Source organism: Nocardia sp. CDC519 (genome assembly GCF_059509835.1).
Genome location: NZ_CM183377.1, coordinates 1,156,258 through 1,170,167 on the forward strand (window position 1 = coordinate 1,156,258; position 13,910 = coordinate 1,170,167).

Annotated in this window: 15 protein-coding genes; 7 read left to right on the forward strand and 8 right to left on the reverse strand. The window is 66.6% G+C overall.

What is annotated here, in order from left to right; genetic code table 11:
* Positions 1 to 81: 81 nt before the first annotated feature.
* A complete protein-coding gene (locus tag AC5W7N_RS05105; RefSeq protein ID WP_195006873.1) occupies positions 82 to 1,029 on the forward strand; it encodes a DNA-3-methyladenine glycosylase family protein in 948 nt (315 codons plus the stop codon).
* Between the two features lie 32 nt (positions 1,030 to 1,061).
* On the opposite strand, the gene AC5W7N_RS05110 is transcribed toward AC5W7N_RS05105, so the two are convergent.
* The gene (locus tag AC5W7N_RS05110) at positions 1,062 to 1,265 is read right to left on the reverse strand and encodes a hypothetical protein (RefSeq protein ID WP_036541697.1); all 204 of its coding nucleotides are present in this window, start codon (positions 1,263 to 1,265) and stop codon (positions 1,062 to 1,064) included.
* 396 nt (positions 1,266 to 1,661) lie between these two features.
* On the opposite strand from AC5W7N_RS05110, the gene AC5W7N_RS05115 reads away from it, so the two are divergent.
* From AC5W7N_RS05115 to AC5W7N_RS05125, 3 genes are all read left to right on the forward strand, one after another.
* A complete protein-coding gene (locus AC5W7N_RS05115; RefSeq protein ID WP_495923341.1) occupies positions 1,662 to 2,564 on the forward strand; it encodes a helix-turn-helix domain-containing protein in 903 nt (300 codons plus the stop codon).
* The gene (locus tag AC5W7N_RS05120; protein ID WP_163813400.1) at positions 2,561 to 2,791 is read left to right on the forward strand and encodes a DUF397 domain-containing protein; all 231 of its coding nucleotides are present in this window, start codon (positions 2,561 to 2,563) and stop codon (positions 2,789 to 2,791) included. The genes AC5W7N_RS05115 and AC5W7N_RS05120 overlap by 4 nt, the downstream gene beginning before the upstream one ends.
* Before the next feature lie 68 nt (positions 2,792 to 2,859).
* Positions 2,860 to 3,057 carry a DUF4175 domain-containing protein gene (locus AC5W7N_RS05125; protein WP_163813280.1) on the forward strand — a complete coding sequence of 66 codons (198 nt, stop codon included), beginning with the start codon at positions 2,860 to 2,862 and terminating at the stop codon, positions 3,055 to 3,057.
* A 51-nt stretch (positions 3,058 to 3,108) separates the two neighbouring features.
* Here the strand turns inward: AC5W7N_RS05125 and AC5W7N_RS05130 are convergent, their stop codons facing one another.
* The 7 genes from AC5W7N_RS05130 to AC5W7N_RS05160 form a co-directional block, all read right to left on the reverse strand.
* The gene (locus tag AC5W7N_RS05130; protein WP_163813401.1) at positions 3,109 to 3,855 is read right to left on the reverse strand and encodes a succinate dehydrogenase/fumarate reductase iron-sulfur subunit; all 747 of its coding nucleotides are present in this window, start codon (positions 3,853 to 3,855) and stop codon (positions 3,109 to 3,111) included.
* A gap of 2 nt (positions 3,856 to 3,857) precedes the next feature.
* Positions 3,858 to 5,795, reverse strand: coding sequence for a fumarate reductase/succinate dehydrogenase flavoprotein subunit (locus AC5W7N_RS05135; protein WP_495923342.1), 1,938 nt, complete (start codon positions 5,793 to 5,795; stop codon positions 3,858 to 3,860).
* 15 nt (positions 5,796 to 5,810) lie between these two features.
* Entirely contained in the window at positions 5,811 to 6,641 is an 831-nt protein-coding gene (gene sdhC / locus AC5W7N_RS05140; RefSeq protein WP_163813403.1) for a succinate dehydrogenase subunit SdhC, read from the reverse strand.
* Positions 6,642 to 6,913: 272 nt separating this feature from the next.
* Positions 6,914 to 7,201, reverse strand: a complete 288-nt coding sequence (locus AC5W7N_RS05145; RefSeq protein ID WP_194990444.1) for an Rv0250c family protein — start codon at positions 7,199 to 7,201, stop codon at positions 6,914 to 6,916.
* 163 nt (positions 7,202 to 7,364) lie between these two features.
* Positions 7,365 to 8,324 carry an alpha/beta fold hydrolase gene (locus AC5W7N_RS05150; RefSeq protein ID WP_495924036.1) on the reverse strand — a complete coding sequence of 320 codons (960 nt, stop codon included), beginning with the start codon at positions 8,322 to 8,324 and terminating at the stop codon, positions 7,365 to 7,367.
* A 393-nt stretch (positions 8,325 to 8,717) separates the two neighbouring features.
* A complete protein-coding gene (locus tag AC5W7N_RS05155) occupies positions 8,718 to 10,670 on the reverse strand; it encodes an acyl-CoA dehydrogenase family protein (RefSeq protein ID WP_194990442.1) in 1,953 nt (650 codons plus the stop codon).
* Positions 10,671 to 10,798: 128 nt separating this feature from the next.
* Positions 10,799 to 11,980 (reverse strand): ATP-binding protein, encoded by a 1,182-nt coding sequence (locus AC5W7N_RS05160; RefSeq protein WP_163813407.1) that lies wholly within the window; start codon positions 11,978 to 11,980, stop codon positions 10,799 to 10,801.
* 153 nt (positions 11,981 to 12,133) lie between these two features.
* Between AC5W7N_RS05160 and AC5W7N_RS05165 the strand changes: the two genes are divergently transcribed.
* The 3 genes from AC5W7N_RS05165 to AC5W7N_RS05175 all read left to right on the forward strand — a co-directional run bounded on the left by AC5W7N_RS05165 (position 12,134) and on the right by AC5W7N_RS05175 (position 13,903).
* A complete protein-coding gene (locus tag AC5W7N_RS05165; protein WP_163813408.1) occupies positions 12,134 to 12,430 on the forward strand; it encodes a hypothetical protein in 297 nt (98 codons plus the stop codon).
* 477 nt (positions 12,431 to 12,907) lie between these two features.
* Positions 12,908 to 13,498 (forward strand): C40 family peptidase, encoded by a 591-nt coding sequence (locus AC5W7N_RS05170; protein ID WP_163813454.1) that lies wholly within the window; start codon positions 12,908 to 12,910, stop codon positions 13,496 to 13,498.
* A 3-nt stretch (positions 13,499 to 13,501) separates the two neighbouring features.
* Entirely contained in the window at positions 13,502 to 13,903 is a 402-nt protein-coding gene (locus AC5W7N_RS05175; protein WP_195020320.1) for an RNA-binding S4 domain-containing protein, read from the forward strand.
* The last annotated feature ends 7 nt before the right edge of the window (positions 13,904 to 13,910 follow it).

The window sequence follows — 13,910 nt, forward strand, 5'->3', positions numbered from 1 at the left end:
AGGGACCGGGGAGCCCGCTGCCGCCCGGCGGCTCCCACCCCTTACTGCGGATGCCTGGCCGCCGGAGCGCACAATGAAACCGTGCGTGATGTCAGGGTCGAATCGGAAGCGAGCCGCACCGGCTCCGACCGCATCGTCACCTCGGAGCGGCCGATCGATCTAGCGCACACGATCTCACCGCTGCGCCGCGGCCCCGGCGATCCCTGCTATCAGCTGACCCGTGACGGCGCGCATTGGCTCACCGCCCGAATGCCGTCCGGGCCCGTCACCTACCGGCTCGTCCAGGCCGGACCATGTGCTGTGCGGGCCCGTGCCTGGGGGTCCGGCGCCGACGAGTTCCTCGAGCGGTTGCCCTGGATGCTGTGCCTGGACGAGGATCTGTCCGGCTTCGCGCCCGAGCACCCGAAGATCGCCGAGGCACACCGCCGCCATCCAGGCCTGCGCATGCTGCGCACCGGGCTGGTGTTCCAAGCGCTGGTACCCGCCGTGCTCGAGCAGAAGGTGCACACCGTCGCCGCGCACGCCTCATGGCGACGGCTGGTGCGCCAATTCGGCTGCATACCGCCGGGCCCGGCGCCCGACGGCATGCGGGTGGCCCCGGACGCCGACGGCTGGCGCCATATCCCGTCCTGGACCTACCACCGTGCGAACGTGGGCCCGCAGCGGGCGCAGACCATCGTCCGGGCGGCGCGGGTGGCCGATTCGCTCGAGCGTGGCACCGGGATGGAGCCCGCCGCGGCGGCGAAGCTGCTGCGCAGCGTGCCCGGGATCGGCGAGTGGACGGTCGCCGAGATCTCGCAGCGGGCCTTCGGCGATGCCGACGCCCTGTCGGTGGGTGATTTCCACCTCGCGGCGATCGTCGGCTGGACCCTGCTCGGGCGCCCACTCGACGATGCCGCGATGGTGGAATATCTGGAACCGCTACGGCCGCACCGTTATCGCTCGGTGCGGCTGCTGTCGGTCAGCGGCCAGGCCCGTAAACCGAAGTTCGGCCCACGGACTCCGATCACCGACCATTCCTGGCATTGATCACCGGCCGGTGATCGAGCGCTGCCCCCTCACTACCGCAGCGCTCGATCGTCGAGGACACACCGGCCCGATTCCACCAGGGTCGCCCGCGCGCGCCGCCGTACCCGGCATTCGTCGACGGTGCAGTCGAGATGCAACTGCATTGCCGCATGGGCCTGTTCGGTGGTCATGACGCCGGGATCGTTGCGGCACGCCAGTAGCGACGCGACATGCATATTGAGGTTGGTCAGCTGCATTACGCGACCCCCGTCCACGCGGCGCGGTGGGCGCCGGGAGCGGCTGGGTCGCCTGCGGTCGGCGACGACTCGGTGAGGTGTACGGTCATGACTCTCCCCGTTCTGCGTGCGATACCTCGTACTAGACTTCGGAGTCCTGCGTGATTCCCCTTGTGCGAGGCAGTTTTCCGGCCCGGCACACTTCCAGCACACCATCACGGCGGCCCCTGCAGGCGCAGTTTCCGGATCTGCCGACTTTTCGCGCGAATTCCCAGCACAAGATCCGTTGTGGAGTGCAGGATTGCCCATAGTGGATGAAAGATCCCAATGCCCAGGCGAAGTGTGACGGGGGACCGCACGCATGGCTTCTCCGGATCGACGCCAAGGGGCTGATCCCAGAGCAGAACGGAGCATGCGGTGCCAGCTGGTTCGGTGAGTTCGGGAAGCAAATCCACGAGTCTGCCGCGGCGGCAACTCGGCCGGTATCTGCGCGATATGCGCACCCAGGCGGGGTTGACCATCGCCCAGGCGGCTCGGCTGATGGAATGGGGCGCCAGCACCCTGCAACGGCTGGAGAAGGGTCAGGCCGACCGGATCCGCACCATCGACATCCGGGAGCTGTGCCGGATCTACGGTGTCCCCGATCAACTCGCCGAGGGCCTGGCCGGGCTCGCCCAGCAGGCCGACACCCCGAGCTGGTGGCACGCCTTCGGTGACGTGATTCCCGAAACCTTCGACGTATACGTGGGTTTGGAGGCGGCGGCGGAATCCGTCACGGCCTATCATCCCGAGCTCGTCCCTCCGCTGTTGCAGACCGCCGACTACGCACGGGCGCTGTACCGACTGGCCCACCCCGGTGACGACGAGGCCGCACTCGACAAGCGGGTGCAGCTGCGGCTGCAACGGCAGGCGCTGATCTCCCGCAGGGTCGCACCGGCGAACCTGGATGTGATCGTGCACGAAGCGGTGCTGCGCCGGATGGTCGGCGGCGCGAAGGCGATGACGGGCCAGCTGCGGCAGCTGGCGGACGCGGGCACCAGGGACAATGTCACCGTACGGGTGCTGCCGTTCACCGCCGGCGTACCGCTCGGTGTCGGCACCGGCGCGTTCACCATCCTGGAATTCGGCGTCGACCGATCGGGCCGTCCGCTGGAACCGCCGGTGGTGCACGCCGAGGGTCTGACCGGGGATCTGTATCTGGAACGCCCGGCGGATGTGCGCCGGTACCATCGGGCGCACGAGAACCTCCGGCACTCCGCGCTGGACGGTCCATCGAGTAGGCACCTGCTGCGGCAGCTGGCGAAGGAGTTCCTGGCATGAGTATCGACAAGGGCGCCGACATCGACCTGACCGGCGCGACCTGGCTGCGCGCGGGCGAAGGGGAAAACGGCGACGCCGTCGAGGTGGCACTGCTCGCCGACGGCCACGTCGGCATGCGTGACGGAAAGAACCCGGACGGCCCCGCCCTGATCTTCACCCCGGGCGAATGGGCCGCGTTCACCGCGGGCGTGCAGGACGGTGAATTCGACCGGCCCGGCACTTCCTAGCCTCGAGCGCACCGGCCCACGATCTACCTGGTGTTTGACATCCGAAGATAACGGGTAGACAACAACTTGTGGATCGTGGGCTGAAAAACACCCACCCCTTGTACCGCAGATTGCGGCCGCACGACTGGGTCGAATGGCTTATCGTCGCGCTGCTTTTCGCGGTGTCGGCGGTGGGTATCTATGTACTCACCGGCTCGTTGGCGTCGGCATTGCTCGTCGGGGCGCTGGTATGGCTGGTGGCAGCGGGTGTGGTGGCCCTGCTGTGAGGGTGCCGACACCGCCGAGCGAGCGGTGACGGCCCAGCTGTAGACCGCCGGTCAGCGGCGAAACAGCTTGTTGCCCAGCCACACCAGCGGATCGTACTTGCGGTCGACCACCCGTTCCTTCATCGGAATGAGCGCGTTGTCGGTGATCTTGATGTGCTCCGGGCACACCTCGGTGCAGCATTTGGTGATATTGCACAGGCCGAGGCCGTGCTCCTCCTGAGCCATATCCCGGCGGTCGGCCACATCGAGCGGATGCATCTCCAATTCGGCGATGCGCATCAAGAACCGCGGACCGGAGAACGCCTGCTTGTTCTCCTCGTGATCGCGAACGACGTGACAGGTGTTCTGGCACAGGAAACATTCGATGCATTTGCGGAATTCCTGCGACCGCTCCACATCGACCTGTTTCATCCGGTACTCCCCCGGCTTCAGATCCGGCGGCGGGGTGAACGACGGTATTTCCCTGGCCTTTTCGTAGTTGAACGACACGTCGGTCACCAGATCCTTGATGACCGGGAAGGTCCGCATCGGCGTCACCGTGATGAGCTCGTCCTGGGTGAATGTCGACATCCGGGTCATGCACAGCAGCCGCGGCCTGCCGTTCACCTCCGCCGAGCACGAACCGCATTTACCCGCTTTGCAATTCCAGCGCACCGCGAGATCGGGCGCCTGAGTGGCCTGTAAGCGGTGGATGATGTCGAGCACCACCTCGCCCTCGTGCACGGGCACGGTGAAGTCGTGCAGCTCGCCGCCGTCGATATCGCCGCGCCAGATGCGGAACCTGGCGTCGTAACCCATAGTCAGGCCTCTCCGTCGGTGGAAACTCCGGCCGCCGGATGCCCGGCGAGTTCGGCTGGGGTGTAGTACTTCTCGAGTTCGGCCAGATCGAACAGCGCCAGCAGTTCCGACCGCATCGGCGGCTGATCCTCGACCGTCACCGACACACCGGGCACCATGTCGTCCGGTCGCGCCGGGTCCAGCGTGCAGACCAGGAGCTTGTTGCGCCATTGCGGATCCATGGCCGGGTGGTCGTCGCGGGTGTGGCCGCCGCGGCTCTCGGTGCGCAGCAGCGCCGCCTGCGCGACGCATTCGCTGACCAGCAGCATGTTCCGTAGATCGAGCGCGAGATGCCAGCCCGGGTTGAACTGGCGATGGCCCTCCACCGTCACCGCCGTGAACCGCTCGCGCAGCTCGGCCAGCTTGTCGATGGCCTCGCGCACCTCGTGTTCCTTGCGGATGATGCCGACCAGATCGTTCATGGTCTGCTGCAGATCGGTGTGCAGGGTGTACGGGTTCTCGCCGGTGCCCGTGGCAGGCGGATCGAATGGGGCCAGTGCGGTTGTCGCGGCCGCGGCGATATCGGCGTCGGCGACCGCGGGCCGGGAGCCCAATCCCTCCACGTAAGCGGCCGCACCCAGCCCCGCCCGCCGGCCGAAGACCAGCAGGTCCGACAGCGAATTGCCGCCGAGCCGGTTCGAGCCGTGCATACCGCCGGAACACTCACCAGCCGCGAACAGACCGGGCACCCGCGCCGCGCCGGTATCGGGATCCACCTCGATGCCGCCCATCACGTAATGGCAGGTGGGGCCGACCTCCATCGGCTCCTTGGTGATGTCCACATCGGCCAGCTCCTTGAACTGGTGATGCATCGACGGCAACCTGCGCACGATCTCCTCGGCCGGCATCCGGGAGGCGATATCGAGGTAGACACCGCCGTGCTCGGTGCCGCGACCGGCCTTGACCTCCTCGTTGATGGCGCGTGCCACCTCGTCGCGCGGCAGCAGATCGGGTGTGCGGCGCGCGGAATCGTTATCGCGCAGCCACTGATCGGCCTCGGCCTCGGTCTCGGCGTACTGGCCCTTGAACACCGCGGGGATGTAGTCGAACATGAACCGCTTGCCGTCGGTGTTCTTGAGCACCCCGCCGTCACCGCGCACACCTTCGGTGACCAGGATGCCTTTCACACTCGGTGGCCAGACCATGCCGGTGGGGTGGAACTGCAGGAACTCCATATTGATCAGGGCGGCCCCGGCGCGCAGCGCGAGCGCGTGGCCGTCGCCGGTGTACTCCCAGGAGTTCGAGGTGACCTTGTAGGACTTGCCGATCCCGCCGGTGGCGAGCACCACCGCGGGTGTCTCGAAGAGGATGAACCGGCCGGATTCGCGCCAATAGCCGAAGGCGCCGCTGATCCGGTCGCCGTCCTTGAGCAGTTCGGTCACCGTGCATTCGGCGAAGACCTTGATCCGCGACTCGTAATCGCCGGTCGCGGCGAAATCCTCCTGCTGCAGCGACACGATCTTCTGCTGCATGGTCCGGATGATCTCCAGACCGGTCCGGTCGCCGACGTGCGCCAGCCGGGGATAGGTGTGGCCGCCGAAATTGCGCTGACTGATCCGCCCGTCGGGTGTCCGATCGAACAGTGCGCCATAGGTTTCCAGCTCCCACACCCGGTCCGGCGCCTCACGGGCGTGCAGTTCGGCCATGCGCCAGTTGTTGAGGAATTTGCCGCCGCGCATGGTGTCACGGAAGTGGGTTTCCCAGTTGTCCTTCTCGTTGGCATTGCCCATCGACGCCGCGCAGCCGCCCTCGGCCATCACGGTATGGGCCTTGCCGAACAGCGATTTGCACACCACCGCCACCGAAAGACCACGTTCCCGAGCCTCGATCACCGCGCGCAGTCCGGCGCCACCGGCACCGATGACGACGACGTCGTATGCGTGCCGTTCCACTTCTGGCATAGCCGCGAAAACTCCTCAGTCGATGAATCGAAGATCCGAAATCGTCCCGCTGGCAACCAACATCACGTAGAAGTCGGTGATCACCAGCGTGCCGAGGGTGGTCCAGGCCAGGGCCATGTGCCGGGTGTTGAGCTTGGAGACCTGGGTCCAGAACCAGTACCGCACCGGATGGGCGGAGAAGTGTTTGAGCCTGCCGCCCGCGATATGCCTGCACGAATGGCAGGACAGGGTGTAAGCCCACAGCAGGATCACATTGCCGGTGAGGATCAGGCTGCCCAGACCCATCCCGAAGCCGCCGCTCGCGCCGTGATAGGCGCCGATGGCGTCGTAGGTGTTGATCACCGAGATGATCACCGCGACATAGAAGAAGTAGCGGTGCACGTTCTGGATGATCAGCGGCAGCCTGGTCTCGCCGGTGTAGCTCTTGTGCGGTTCGGCGACAGCGCAGGCCGGCGGCGACAGCCACACCGAGCGGTAGTAGGCCTTGCGGTAGTAGTAGCAGGTGAGCCGGAAACCGAGCAGGAACGGCAGCGCCACGAACCCGAGCGGCAGAATCGCGGGGATGTCACCGATCGGCGTGCCGAAATGGCTGGAGCCCTCGACGCAGGAGGTGCTCAGGCACGGCGAGTAGAACGGCGTCAGGTAGTGGTAGTCGGCGACCCAGTAGGCCGTGCGCACATACGAGCGGATCGTCGCGTAGATGACGAACGCGGCCAGGCCGAGCACCGTGAACAGTGGTGGCACCCACCATCGGTCGGTGCGCAATGTCTGCTGCGTGATGCGGGCCCTTGTCCTGCTGAAGACGCCGGTTCCCGTTTCGGGGGTCACGGTCGGTGCGGCACTCACCGGTCGATCCCTCGCTGATCCGCGGTGCGGGTGGTCATCATTACCTCCGCGATCGAATGTGATGCTGAGCACCATACGCCGCAGGTGCTATCGCATGAGCAGGGTCTCGCCAACGCGGACCCCGCCGTAGTGCGGTGATTTGTATCACAGTCGATCGCGGGCGATGCGCCGGCGCCGGGTGTGGTGAACCGGTGGCAACTCGCCGCGGGAACGGGGATCGGGAGGTAGACGCACGTCGTCCGCCCGCGTGCGGCGGGCGGACGACGGCAGGGCTATGTGGTGCGGGGGCGGGAGTGGAAGCCCAGGCCCTCGTCCTGTGCGCCCATCCACGCGGCCTCGTCGGACTTGCTGTCGGGCACGTAGATGGGTTCCTGTGACCGCTTGGTCACTCTCGGTGGCGGTGACTGCTCGAGGTCTTCGCTGTCGATGGTGAGCCGCTCCAAATCGTTTTCGAGGCGGCGCACCGTAGTGGCATCGCCGTAGTTCGCGCGCAGTGCCTCTATGGACTGCCGGAGTTGGCCGACGGCGTAGCGGAGATCCGCGAATTCGCTGCGTGTCATCGATTCCTCCTGAGTTCATACCCGGTCATCCGGATCGGCTACCGCGCGGACCTCGCTGGCCGCGTGACGGCGTGTCGTGTGACCGACCACACATCGTGATCTACAACACAGTAACTGAAGTTATCGGATTCGGCTCGTCGGATACCGGCAAGTAGCGATGTCTTCAGCCCGCCGACGCGTACCCGCCGCCGTGCCCTGTGGCCGCCGCGAAGGCTCGCTCCACCAGGCCGGCGATCGAGGCGGCGACCTCCTCCGCGCGTTCCAAGATCACGCCGTGACCTGCTCCTTCGAGCCGCACCAGTTCCGAACCCGACAACTGCGAGGCCAGCACCACCGAATGGGTGAACGGCACCATGATGTCGGCCGTGCCCGCCAGCACCAGCGCCGGAATCGCGCCGAGCCGGTGCAGAGCGGCCGTCTCGTCGAAGGCCATCAGGGATGACAGGAATCCGGCCATGGTGAGCAGTGAGGTCTCGTTCATCATGGCGGTGGCGAGCGCGACCAGACGCGGATTCACCTTCCTGGTACCGAAATTCGCTTCCCGCAGGATAGGTTCGAGGATTCGCCGCGAGAGCCGCTTCGAGGCCTGCATCGTCCGAGGCGCCCGCCGCACCGCGAAATGCAGTGAGTTCACCGCGCGCCGATTCAGCAACCTGCCGAGGCCGACCTCGGTGAGTCCCTTGGCGGCACCGGCGATGAGCCCCACTCCGACGACGCGGGTGCCGATCGACTGCGGGAACAATCGCGCATAGGCCAGCACCACCATCGCGCCCATCGAATGACCGACCAGCACCACCGGTCCGCGCGGGCTCACCGTTCGCAGCACCGTGTCGAGGTCGCGGCCGAGTTGTTCGATCGTGTAGGTGGCCGGATCACCCGCACCGGATTCGCCGTGGCCGCGGTGGTCGTAGAACACCATGCGGGTCGCGCCGCCCCAGTGCCGCAGCAGATGGGCCCGCAGGAACGACCAGGATTCGGTGTGCAGGCAATGTCCGTGCACGAAGACCACGGTCAGCGGGGCGTCGTCGGCGCCGAAGACGCGCACGGCGAGCGGGACGCCGTCGTCGGTGGCCACGGTGAGGCGATGGCCGTCGTGGTCGGCTGCCCGGCACGCAAGGGTCATCGTGGACATGACTATCTCCTGTCGGCCCCACCGTGGGACAGGTCCGCACCGTGGTCGGAGTGTTCTCGTCCGGATGTCGCTGCCGGATGGTGCCCCGTTAGCCGCACCTACCTGGCGTTATGCACACGTTGTCCAACCGAGTCCTGCGGTCGACATCGGGGGCGGCCCGCATGGAAAGCAGGAAATTATGGGTGTATCTACAATTTTTGCTATATCTTCGCAGATTCTGCTGATGGCCGTGTGGAGGTTTGTCTTCGGCTATCGAGCAGAACTACTAGATAACCGTAGATTGCGCTGACGACGATGGGTGCCCGCTTCGCGATGCAGGTATTGCGAGTTCTAGCGCATAGCCGAGATTGCTGAATATTTCCATCGCGCTCCGGCGCGGTGCGGTCAGGTCCCCACGCGGCGGGTCGAGGGCAGGAACGGGCGCAGCAGATTGGTCTGGGTCGACGGACCGAACTGCCATTCGGCGATCCACGGGCCGGTGCCTTCACTCTGATCGAGCACACCGTCCTCGAGCCATTCGTGGTTGCCGTCGAGCACGCCGCGGGTCAGCGCGCGGTCCTCGTCATCGGTGTTGTCCCAGAGCGCTTCGAACAGTGCCCGGACCCGGAGCCTGGCCTGCCGGCAGAAGGTGTCGGCCAGTTCGGTCGCCGAGCGCGCCTCCACCGCACCGGCGGTGCGCAGGTCCTGGGCTCGCACGCAGGCCGCGGACATGGCGAACAGCTCCGCACCGATATCGACGATGCGGCCGAGGAAGTTCTGCCGGTACTCCAGGCCCGCCTGCCAGCGCGCCATCGCGTACATCAGCGACCGGGCCTGTTTGCGCGCGTTGCGCTCCACGAACCGCAGATGCCCGGCCAGCGGGCCGAACTCGGGATAGCTCGCGGGCACGGTGCCGGCACCCACAGCCAGCTGCGGGAACCACTTCGCGTAGAAACCGCCAGCCCCGACGGCCGCCTTGGCCTTGTCCTTGAACTCCGCGTTCCGGTCGACCAGCGCGCCGGCGGCGGCCATATGCGCATCGGCCATCTCGCGGGCGATCAACAGCCGCATGATCTCGCTGGAGCCTTCGAAGATGCGGTTGATCCGTAGATCGCGCACCAGCTGTTCGGCGGGAACGGCGCGTTCGCCGCGGGCGGCCAGCGAGGCGGCGGTCTCGTAGCCCCGGCCGCCACGGATCTGGACCAGTTCGTCGGCGATCCGGCAGCTCATCTCGCTGGACCACAGTTTGGCCAGGGCCGCTTCGATCCGGATGTCGTTGCGGCCCTCGTCGGCCATGGTGCCCGACAGATCGAGCACCGCTTCCAGCGCGAAGGTGGTGGCCGCGATGAACGACAGCTTCGCCGCGACCGCGGCGTGCTCGCCGACCGGCCTGCCCCACTGCACCCGCTGACCGCTCCATTCCCTGGCGATCTTCAGCGACCATTTCGACGCCGCAGTGCACAGCGCCGGAATCGCCAGCCTGCCCGCATTGAGCGTGGTGAGTGCGATCTTGAGCCCATCGCCCTCGCGGCCGACCAGATTGCGTGCAGGCACCCGAACGTTGTGCATCCTGGTGACGCCGTTCTCGATGCCGTGCAGGCCCATGAACGCATTGCGCCGCTCCACGGTCAATCCCGGTGAGTCCGCCTCGACCACGAACGCCGAGATCCCGCCGCGATGCCCCTCGCTCTTGGGCACTCGTGCCATCACCACCAGCAGTTCGGCCACCACGCCATTGGTGGTCCACAGCTTCACCCCGTTGAGTTCGTAGGCCTCGCCGTCCGCGGTCGGGGTTGCGGTGCTCGCCATGCGTGCCGGATCGGAGCCGACGTCGGGTTCGGTGAGCAGGAACGCGCTGACCGCGCCCGCGGCGCAGCGGGGCAGGAATTCACGCTTCTGCTCTTCGGTGCCCGCCAGTTTGAGCGGTTCGGGCACACCGATGGACTGGTGCGCCGACAGCAGCACGCCGAGGCTCGGGTGTGCCGAGCCGACCAGCATGAGCGCCCGGTTGTAGCCGTACTGCGACAGGCCTTGCCCGCCGTAGTCGTGCGGGATCTTCAGGCCGAAGCAGCCGAGGTCGGCCAGCGCGCGGACGTAATCATCGGGAATGCGCGACTGCTCCTCGATCAGCGCGCCGTCTATCGAGGCGCAGACCGGGCGCAGCCGGGCCAGGAACTCGTCGGTGCGGTCGGCGTCGTCGGCGGTAGGGCGTGGATACGGGTGGATCAGGTCCAGCCGGAATCGCCCGAGAAACATCTCCTTGGCGAAGGATGGCTTGGCCCAGCCGGTTTCGCGGGATTCTTCGACGAGAGCCCGGGCCTGTTCCTCGGTGGCGTCGACTTTCGCGGTGGTAGCCATATCTGCTCCTCGGACGTGATCGGGATCACATTCGAGTGTAGGAAAGTTGGTTACCCGCCGGTAGGTCTGGAGTCCGGCGATTTCTACAGGTTTCTAACCCTCGCGGTAGAAGGGTGGATAACGGGCAATCAGACGCTGCGCAGATACCGGCCGAAATGTGGAACGGTGAATCCGATCGTCCCGCGCTCGGCCGAGTAGATCAGCCCCTTCTTGATCAGCCCATCGCGCGCCGGCGACAGCGACGCCGGTTTCCGGCCGAGTTCCGCGGCAACCGCCGCCGTCGCGACCGGGCCGTCATCGCCGGACAGATCCGCCATGGCCCGCATGTACTCCCGTTCGGCGGGGGTTGCGCGTTCATAGCGGGAACCGAAGAAGCCGACCGCGAGCTCCTCCTCGGCCGTCGGCGCGGCGACCGCCACGTCCTCGGCGGTGATCGGGCTGCCAGGGGCCTGATCCCAGGTCGCCTTGCCGTAGGCCTGCACGAAATAGGGGTAGCCGTCGGCCTTTTGGTACAGCGCCCGCAGTGCTTCGTCGGTGAACTTCACTTCCTCGCGTTCGGCCGGCGCGATGAGTGCCTGGTCGGCGGATTCGCGGTCCAGCCGATCGATGCGGTGGTAGCTGAACAGCCGCTCGGAATAGCTTTTCGAGGCCGAGAGCACCGCGGGCAGATGTGGCAGACCCGCGCCGACCACGATCAGCGGCGCCGCGTCCTGACTCAGTTCGTGACAGGCCCCGCAGATGGCGGAGATGTCGGCGGGCCCGAGATCCTGCATTTCGTCGATGAAGATCGCGATCCCGACCCCGATATCGGCGGCCAGCGCGGCCGCCTCGACCAACAGCTCCACCAGGTCGATCTCGATATCGCCGGAGTCGGCGCGCCCGGTCACGGCGGGCACGTCGATGCCGGGCTGCCAGCGTTCCCGCATGCCCTTGTCCGCGGTCGCGCGCAGAGCGAAGGCCTTGAGGATGCCGAGGAAATCGTCGACCCGCTCGGGATTGCGATGCGCCATCGCGATCGCGCGGACGGCCATATGCAGCGCCGACGACAGTGGCCTTCGCAATTCTTGATCGGGACGAGCCTCGATCTTGCCCGTGCCCCAACCGCGGGAGACCGCGGCGGAACGAAGTTGATTGAGCAGCACGGTTTTTCCGACTCCACGCAGCCCGGTGAGCATGACGCTGCGTTCGGGCCGCCCGCGCGCGATGCGTTCGAGCACGATGTCGAAAGCGTCGAGTTGCTTATCGCGCCCGGCCAATTCGGGTGGGCGCTGACCGGCGCCGGGAGCATACGGATTGCGCACGGGGTCCATACCCCGACACCGTAGCGCGGATCGACAGAGATCTCTGGGCATCTCTACGGCGTGTCCTAGATACGGCTATCGATTCATGATCACGGAGCGGCGGCGACGCGGCCGGTGCCTGCCGAAACTAAGCTGGGCCTCCCGCGAAGATTGGAGTCGACTATGTCCGGCGAGCACGAGATGCCCGGCGAGGACGAGATTCCCTCCGGCACCGCCGAGGTCGTCGAGTCCTGGGAGGTCCCCGCCGGTTCGGTGGTCGCGAGCCGGATTCGCGACAACATCCTCATCGCCATTCAGCGCGGTTACGACGATCCGCAGTTGGTGGCGGACCTGGCGGTCGGGCCCCTGGTGATGGCTGTCGGGAAACTGGAGGTCGAGCTGGCGGCCGCGCGGCGCAGGATCGAAGAACTCGAGCGCTCGGTCGGCGATCTCGCCGGCGGTTCGGCCCGCGGAAGATAGCTGTGCGGATGCTGTTCGGGTTCACGGGTGGTAGCTGTTCACGCTGGCAAATCCGTGGCCAGCTCCGATGATGGGTAACTATCGGCATCGGTCCGATAACGGGAGGTTTTCAGCGATACCGGTCCGTTATCGAAGCGGCTCCGAGCGAATGGTCCGGTTGCGCACTGTGTTTGCATCCGCGTGTGCAGATCTCGAAAAGTCCCTGCTCTGTGCGCTGGACAACATCGCGTCCGCACCGTAATCTTCTCGTGACTTAGTGGAGTCTGTCGCTTCGTCAGAGAGGCGGCGCCACCTGGTCACCGCTTCATCGTCGGTCGGGATTCGTGGGTCTCGGCTGTTCGAACCGGGCATCGGCAGATAGTCGTCAACCTTGCTCGGTCGGCGGTAGAGCACGAAGATCGGAGACGCAGCTCGGTGGGTAAACACAGCTTGCAGCGGGATTCTCGTTTGCCGAATTCCGTCAAGGGTGCGCTCGTCATGGGCGCGGTGGCAGCATCCACAGGGGCCATGCCGGCCATTTCGGCATCGGCGGCCACGATCGACGTTCCCGGCGTCGGTAAGTTCGAGGTGGACGTCCCGCCCGAGTTCCAGCAGCCGGTAGACGAGCTCAACAAGCAGTTGCAGGCCGCCATGGCCCCGCACGCGCAGGGCGGGCCGCAGGCCGCCGCCCCGGCACCCGGTGTTCCCGGCTTCGCCCCGGTGATGCCCGGCGTGTTCGACAACTCCCCCGGCGATATCGCCCTCAACGCCGCCAAGACCAAGGTCGGCGCCCAGTACTCCTGGGGCGCGGCGGGCCCGTTCAGCTTCGACTGCTCCGGTCTGGTCCAGTGGGCCTACCGGCAGGCCGGAATCAAGCTTCCCCGCACCAGCTTCGAACAGTCGCACGTCGGCGCTCCCGTGGCCTTCCACGATCTGCGTCCCGGTGACATCGTCATCACCAACGGTGGCGGACACGTCGGCATCTACGCCGGCGGCGGTCAGCTGCTCAACGCGGTCCAGTCCGGTACCCCGGTCTCCTACACCCCGCTGAGCCCCGACGACGTGGTCACCGCACGCCGTATCGTCTAAAGAGTGGCCCGCGCCGAGCCCGGCAACCAGAACACCGCGAACCAGGCCCGAGTGGATTCCTGGACCTGGGCGGTCCGGCTGTTCAAAACCCGCTCAGCCGCCGCTGAAGCCTGCCGAGGTGGGCACGTCCGCGTCAACGGCACGACGGCCAAGCCCGCCCAGCCCGTCCGCCCGGGCGACGAGGTGCGCATCCGGATCAGCGGTATCGAACGCATCGTGATCGTCGAGCGCGTCATCACCAAACGAGTGAGCGCTCCGATCGCCGCGCAATGCCTGATCGACCGCAGTCCGCCGCCGCCGTCGCGGGAAATCCTCGCCACCATGCCGCGCCGCGATCGCGGTTCCGGCAGGCCAACCAAACGTGAACGCCGCGAAACCGACCGGCTCCTCGGCCGCACCGAATGATCGCGCC

Excerpts from the sequence above, each read along its gene's own strand:
- AC5W7N_RS05135 (WP_495923342.1), bottom strand. The coding sequence starts at position 5,795 with ATGCCAGAAGTGGAACGGCACGCATACGACGTCGTCGTCATCGGTGCC.
- AC5W7N_RS05145 (WP_194990444.1), bottom strand. The coding sequence starts at position 7,201 with ATGACACGCAGCGAATTCGCGGATCTCCGCTACGCCGTCGGCCAACTC.
- AC5W7N_RS05120 (WP_163813400.1), top strand. The coding sequence starts at position 2,561 with ATGAGTATCGACAAGGGCGCCGACATCGACCTGACCGGCGCGACCTGG.
- AC5W7N_RS05165 (WP_163813408.1), top strand. The coding sequence starts at position 12,134 with ATGTCCGGCGAGCACGAGATGCCCGGCGAGGACGAGATTCCCTCCGGC.
- AC5W7N_RS05155 (WP_194990442.1), bottom strand. The coding sequence starts at position 10,670 with ATGGCTACCACCGCGAAAGTCGACGCCACCGAGGAACAGGCCCGGGCT.
- AC5W7N_RS05130 (WP_163813401.1), bottom strand. The coding sequence starts at position 3,855 with ATGGGTTACGACGCCAGGTTCCGCATCTGGCGCGGCGATATCGACGGC.
- AC5W7N_RS05150 (WP_495924036.1), bottom strand. The coding sequence starts at position 8,324 with ATGACCCTTGCGTGCCGGGCAGCCGACCACGACGGCCATCGCCTCACC.
- AC5W7N_RS05170 (WP_163813454.1), top strand. The coding sequence starts at position 12,908 with ATGGGCGCGGTGGCAGCATCCACAGGGGCCATGCCGGCCATTTCGGCA.
- AC5W7N_RS05160 (WP_163813407.1), bottom strand. The coding sequence starts at position 11,980 with ATGGACCCCGTGCGCAATCCGTATGCTCCCGGCGCCGGTCAGCGCCCA.
- AC5W7N_RS05110 (WP_036541697.1), bottom strand. The coding sequence starts at position 1,265 with ATGCAGCTGACCAACCTCAATATGCATGTCGCGTCGCTACTGGCGTGC.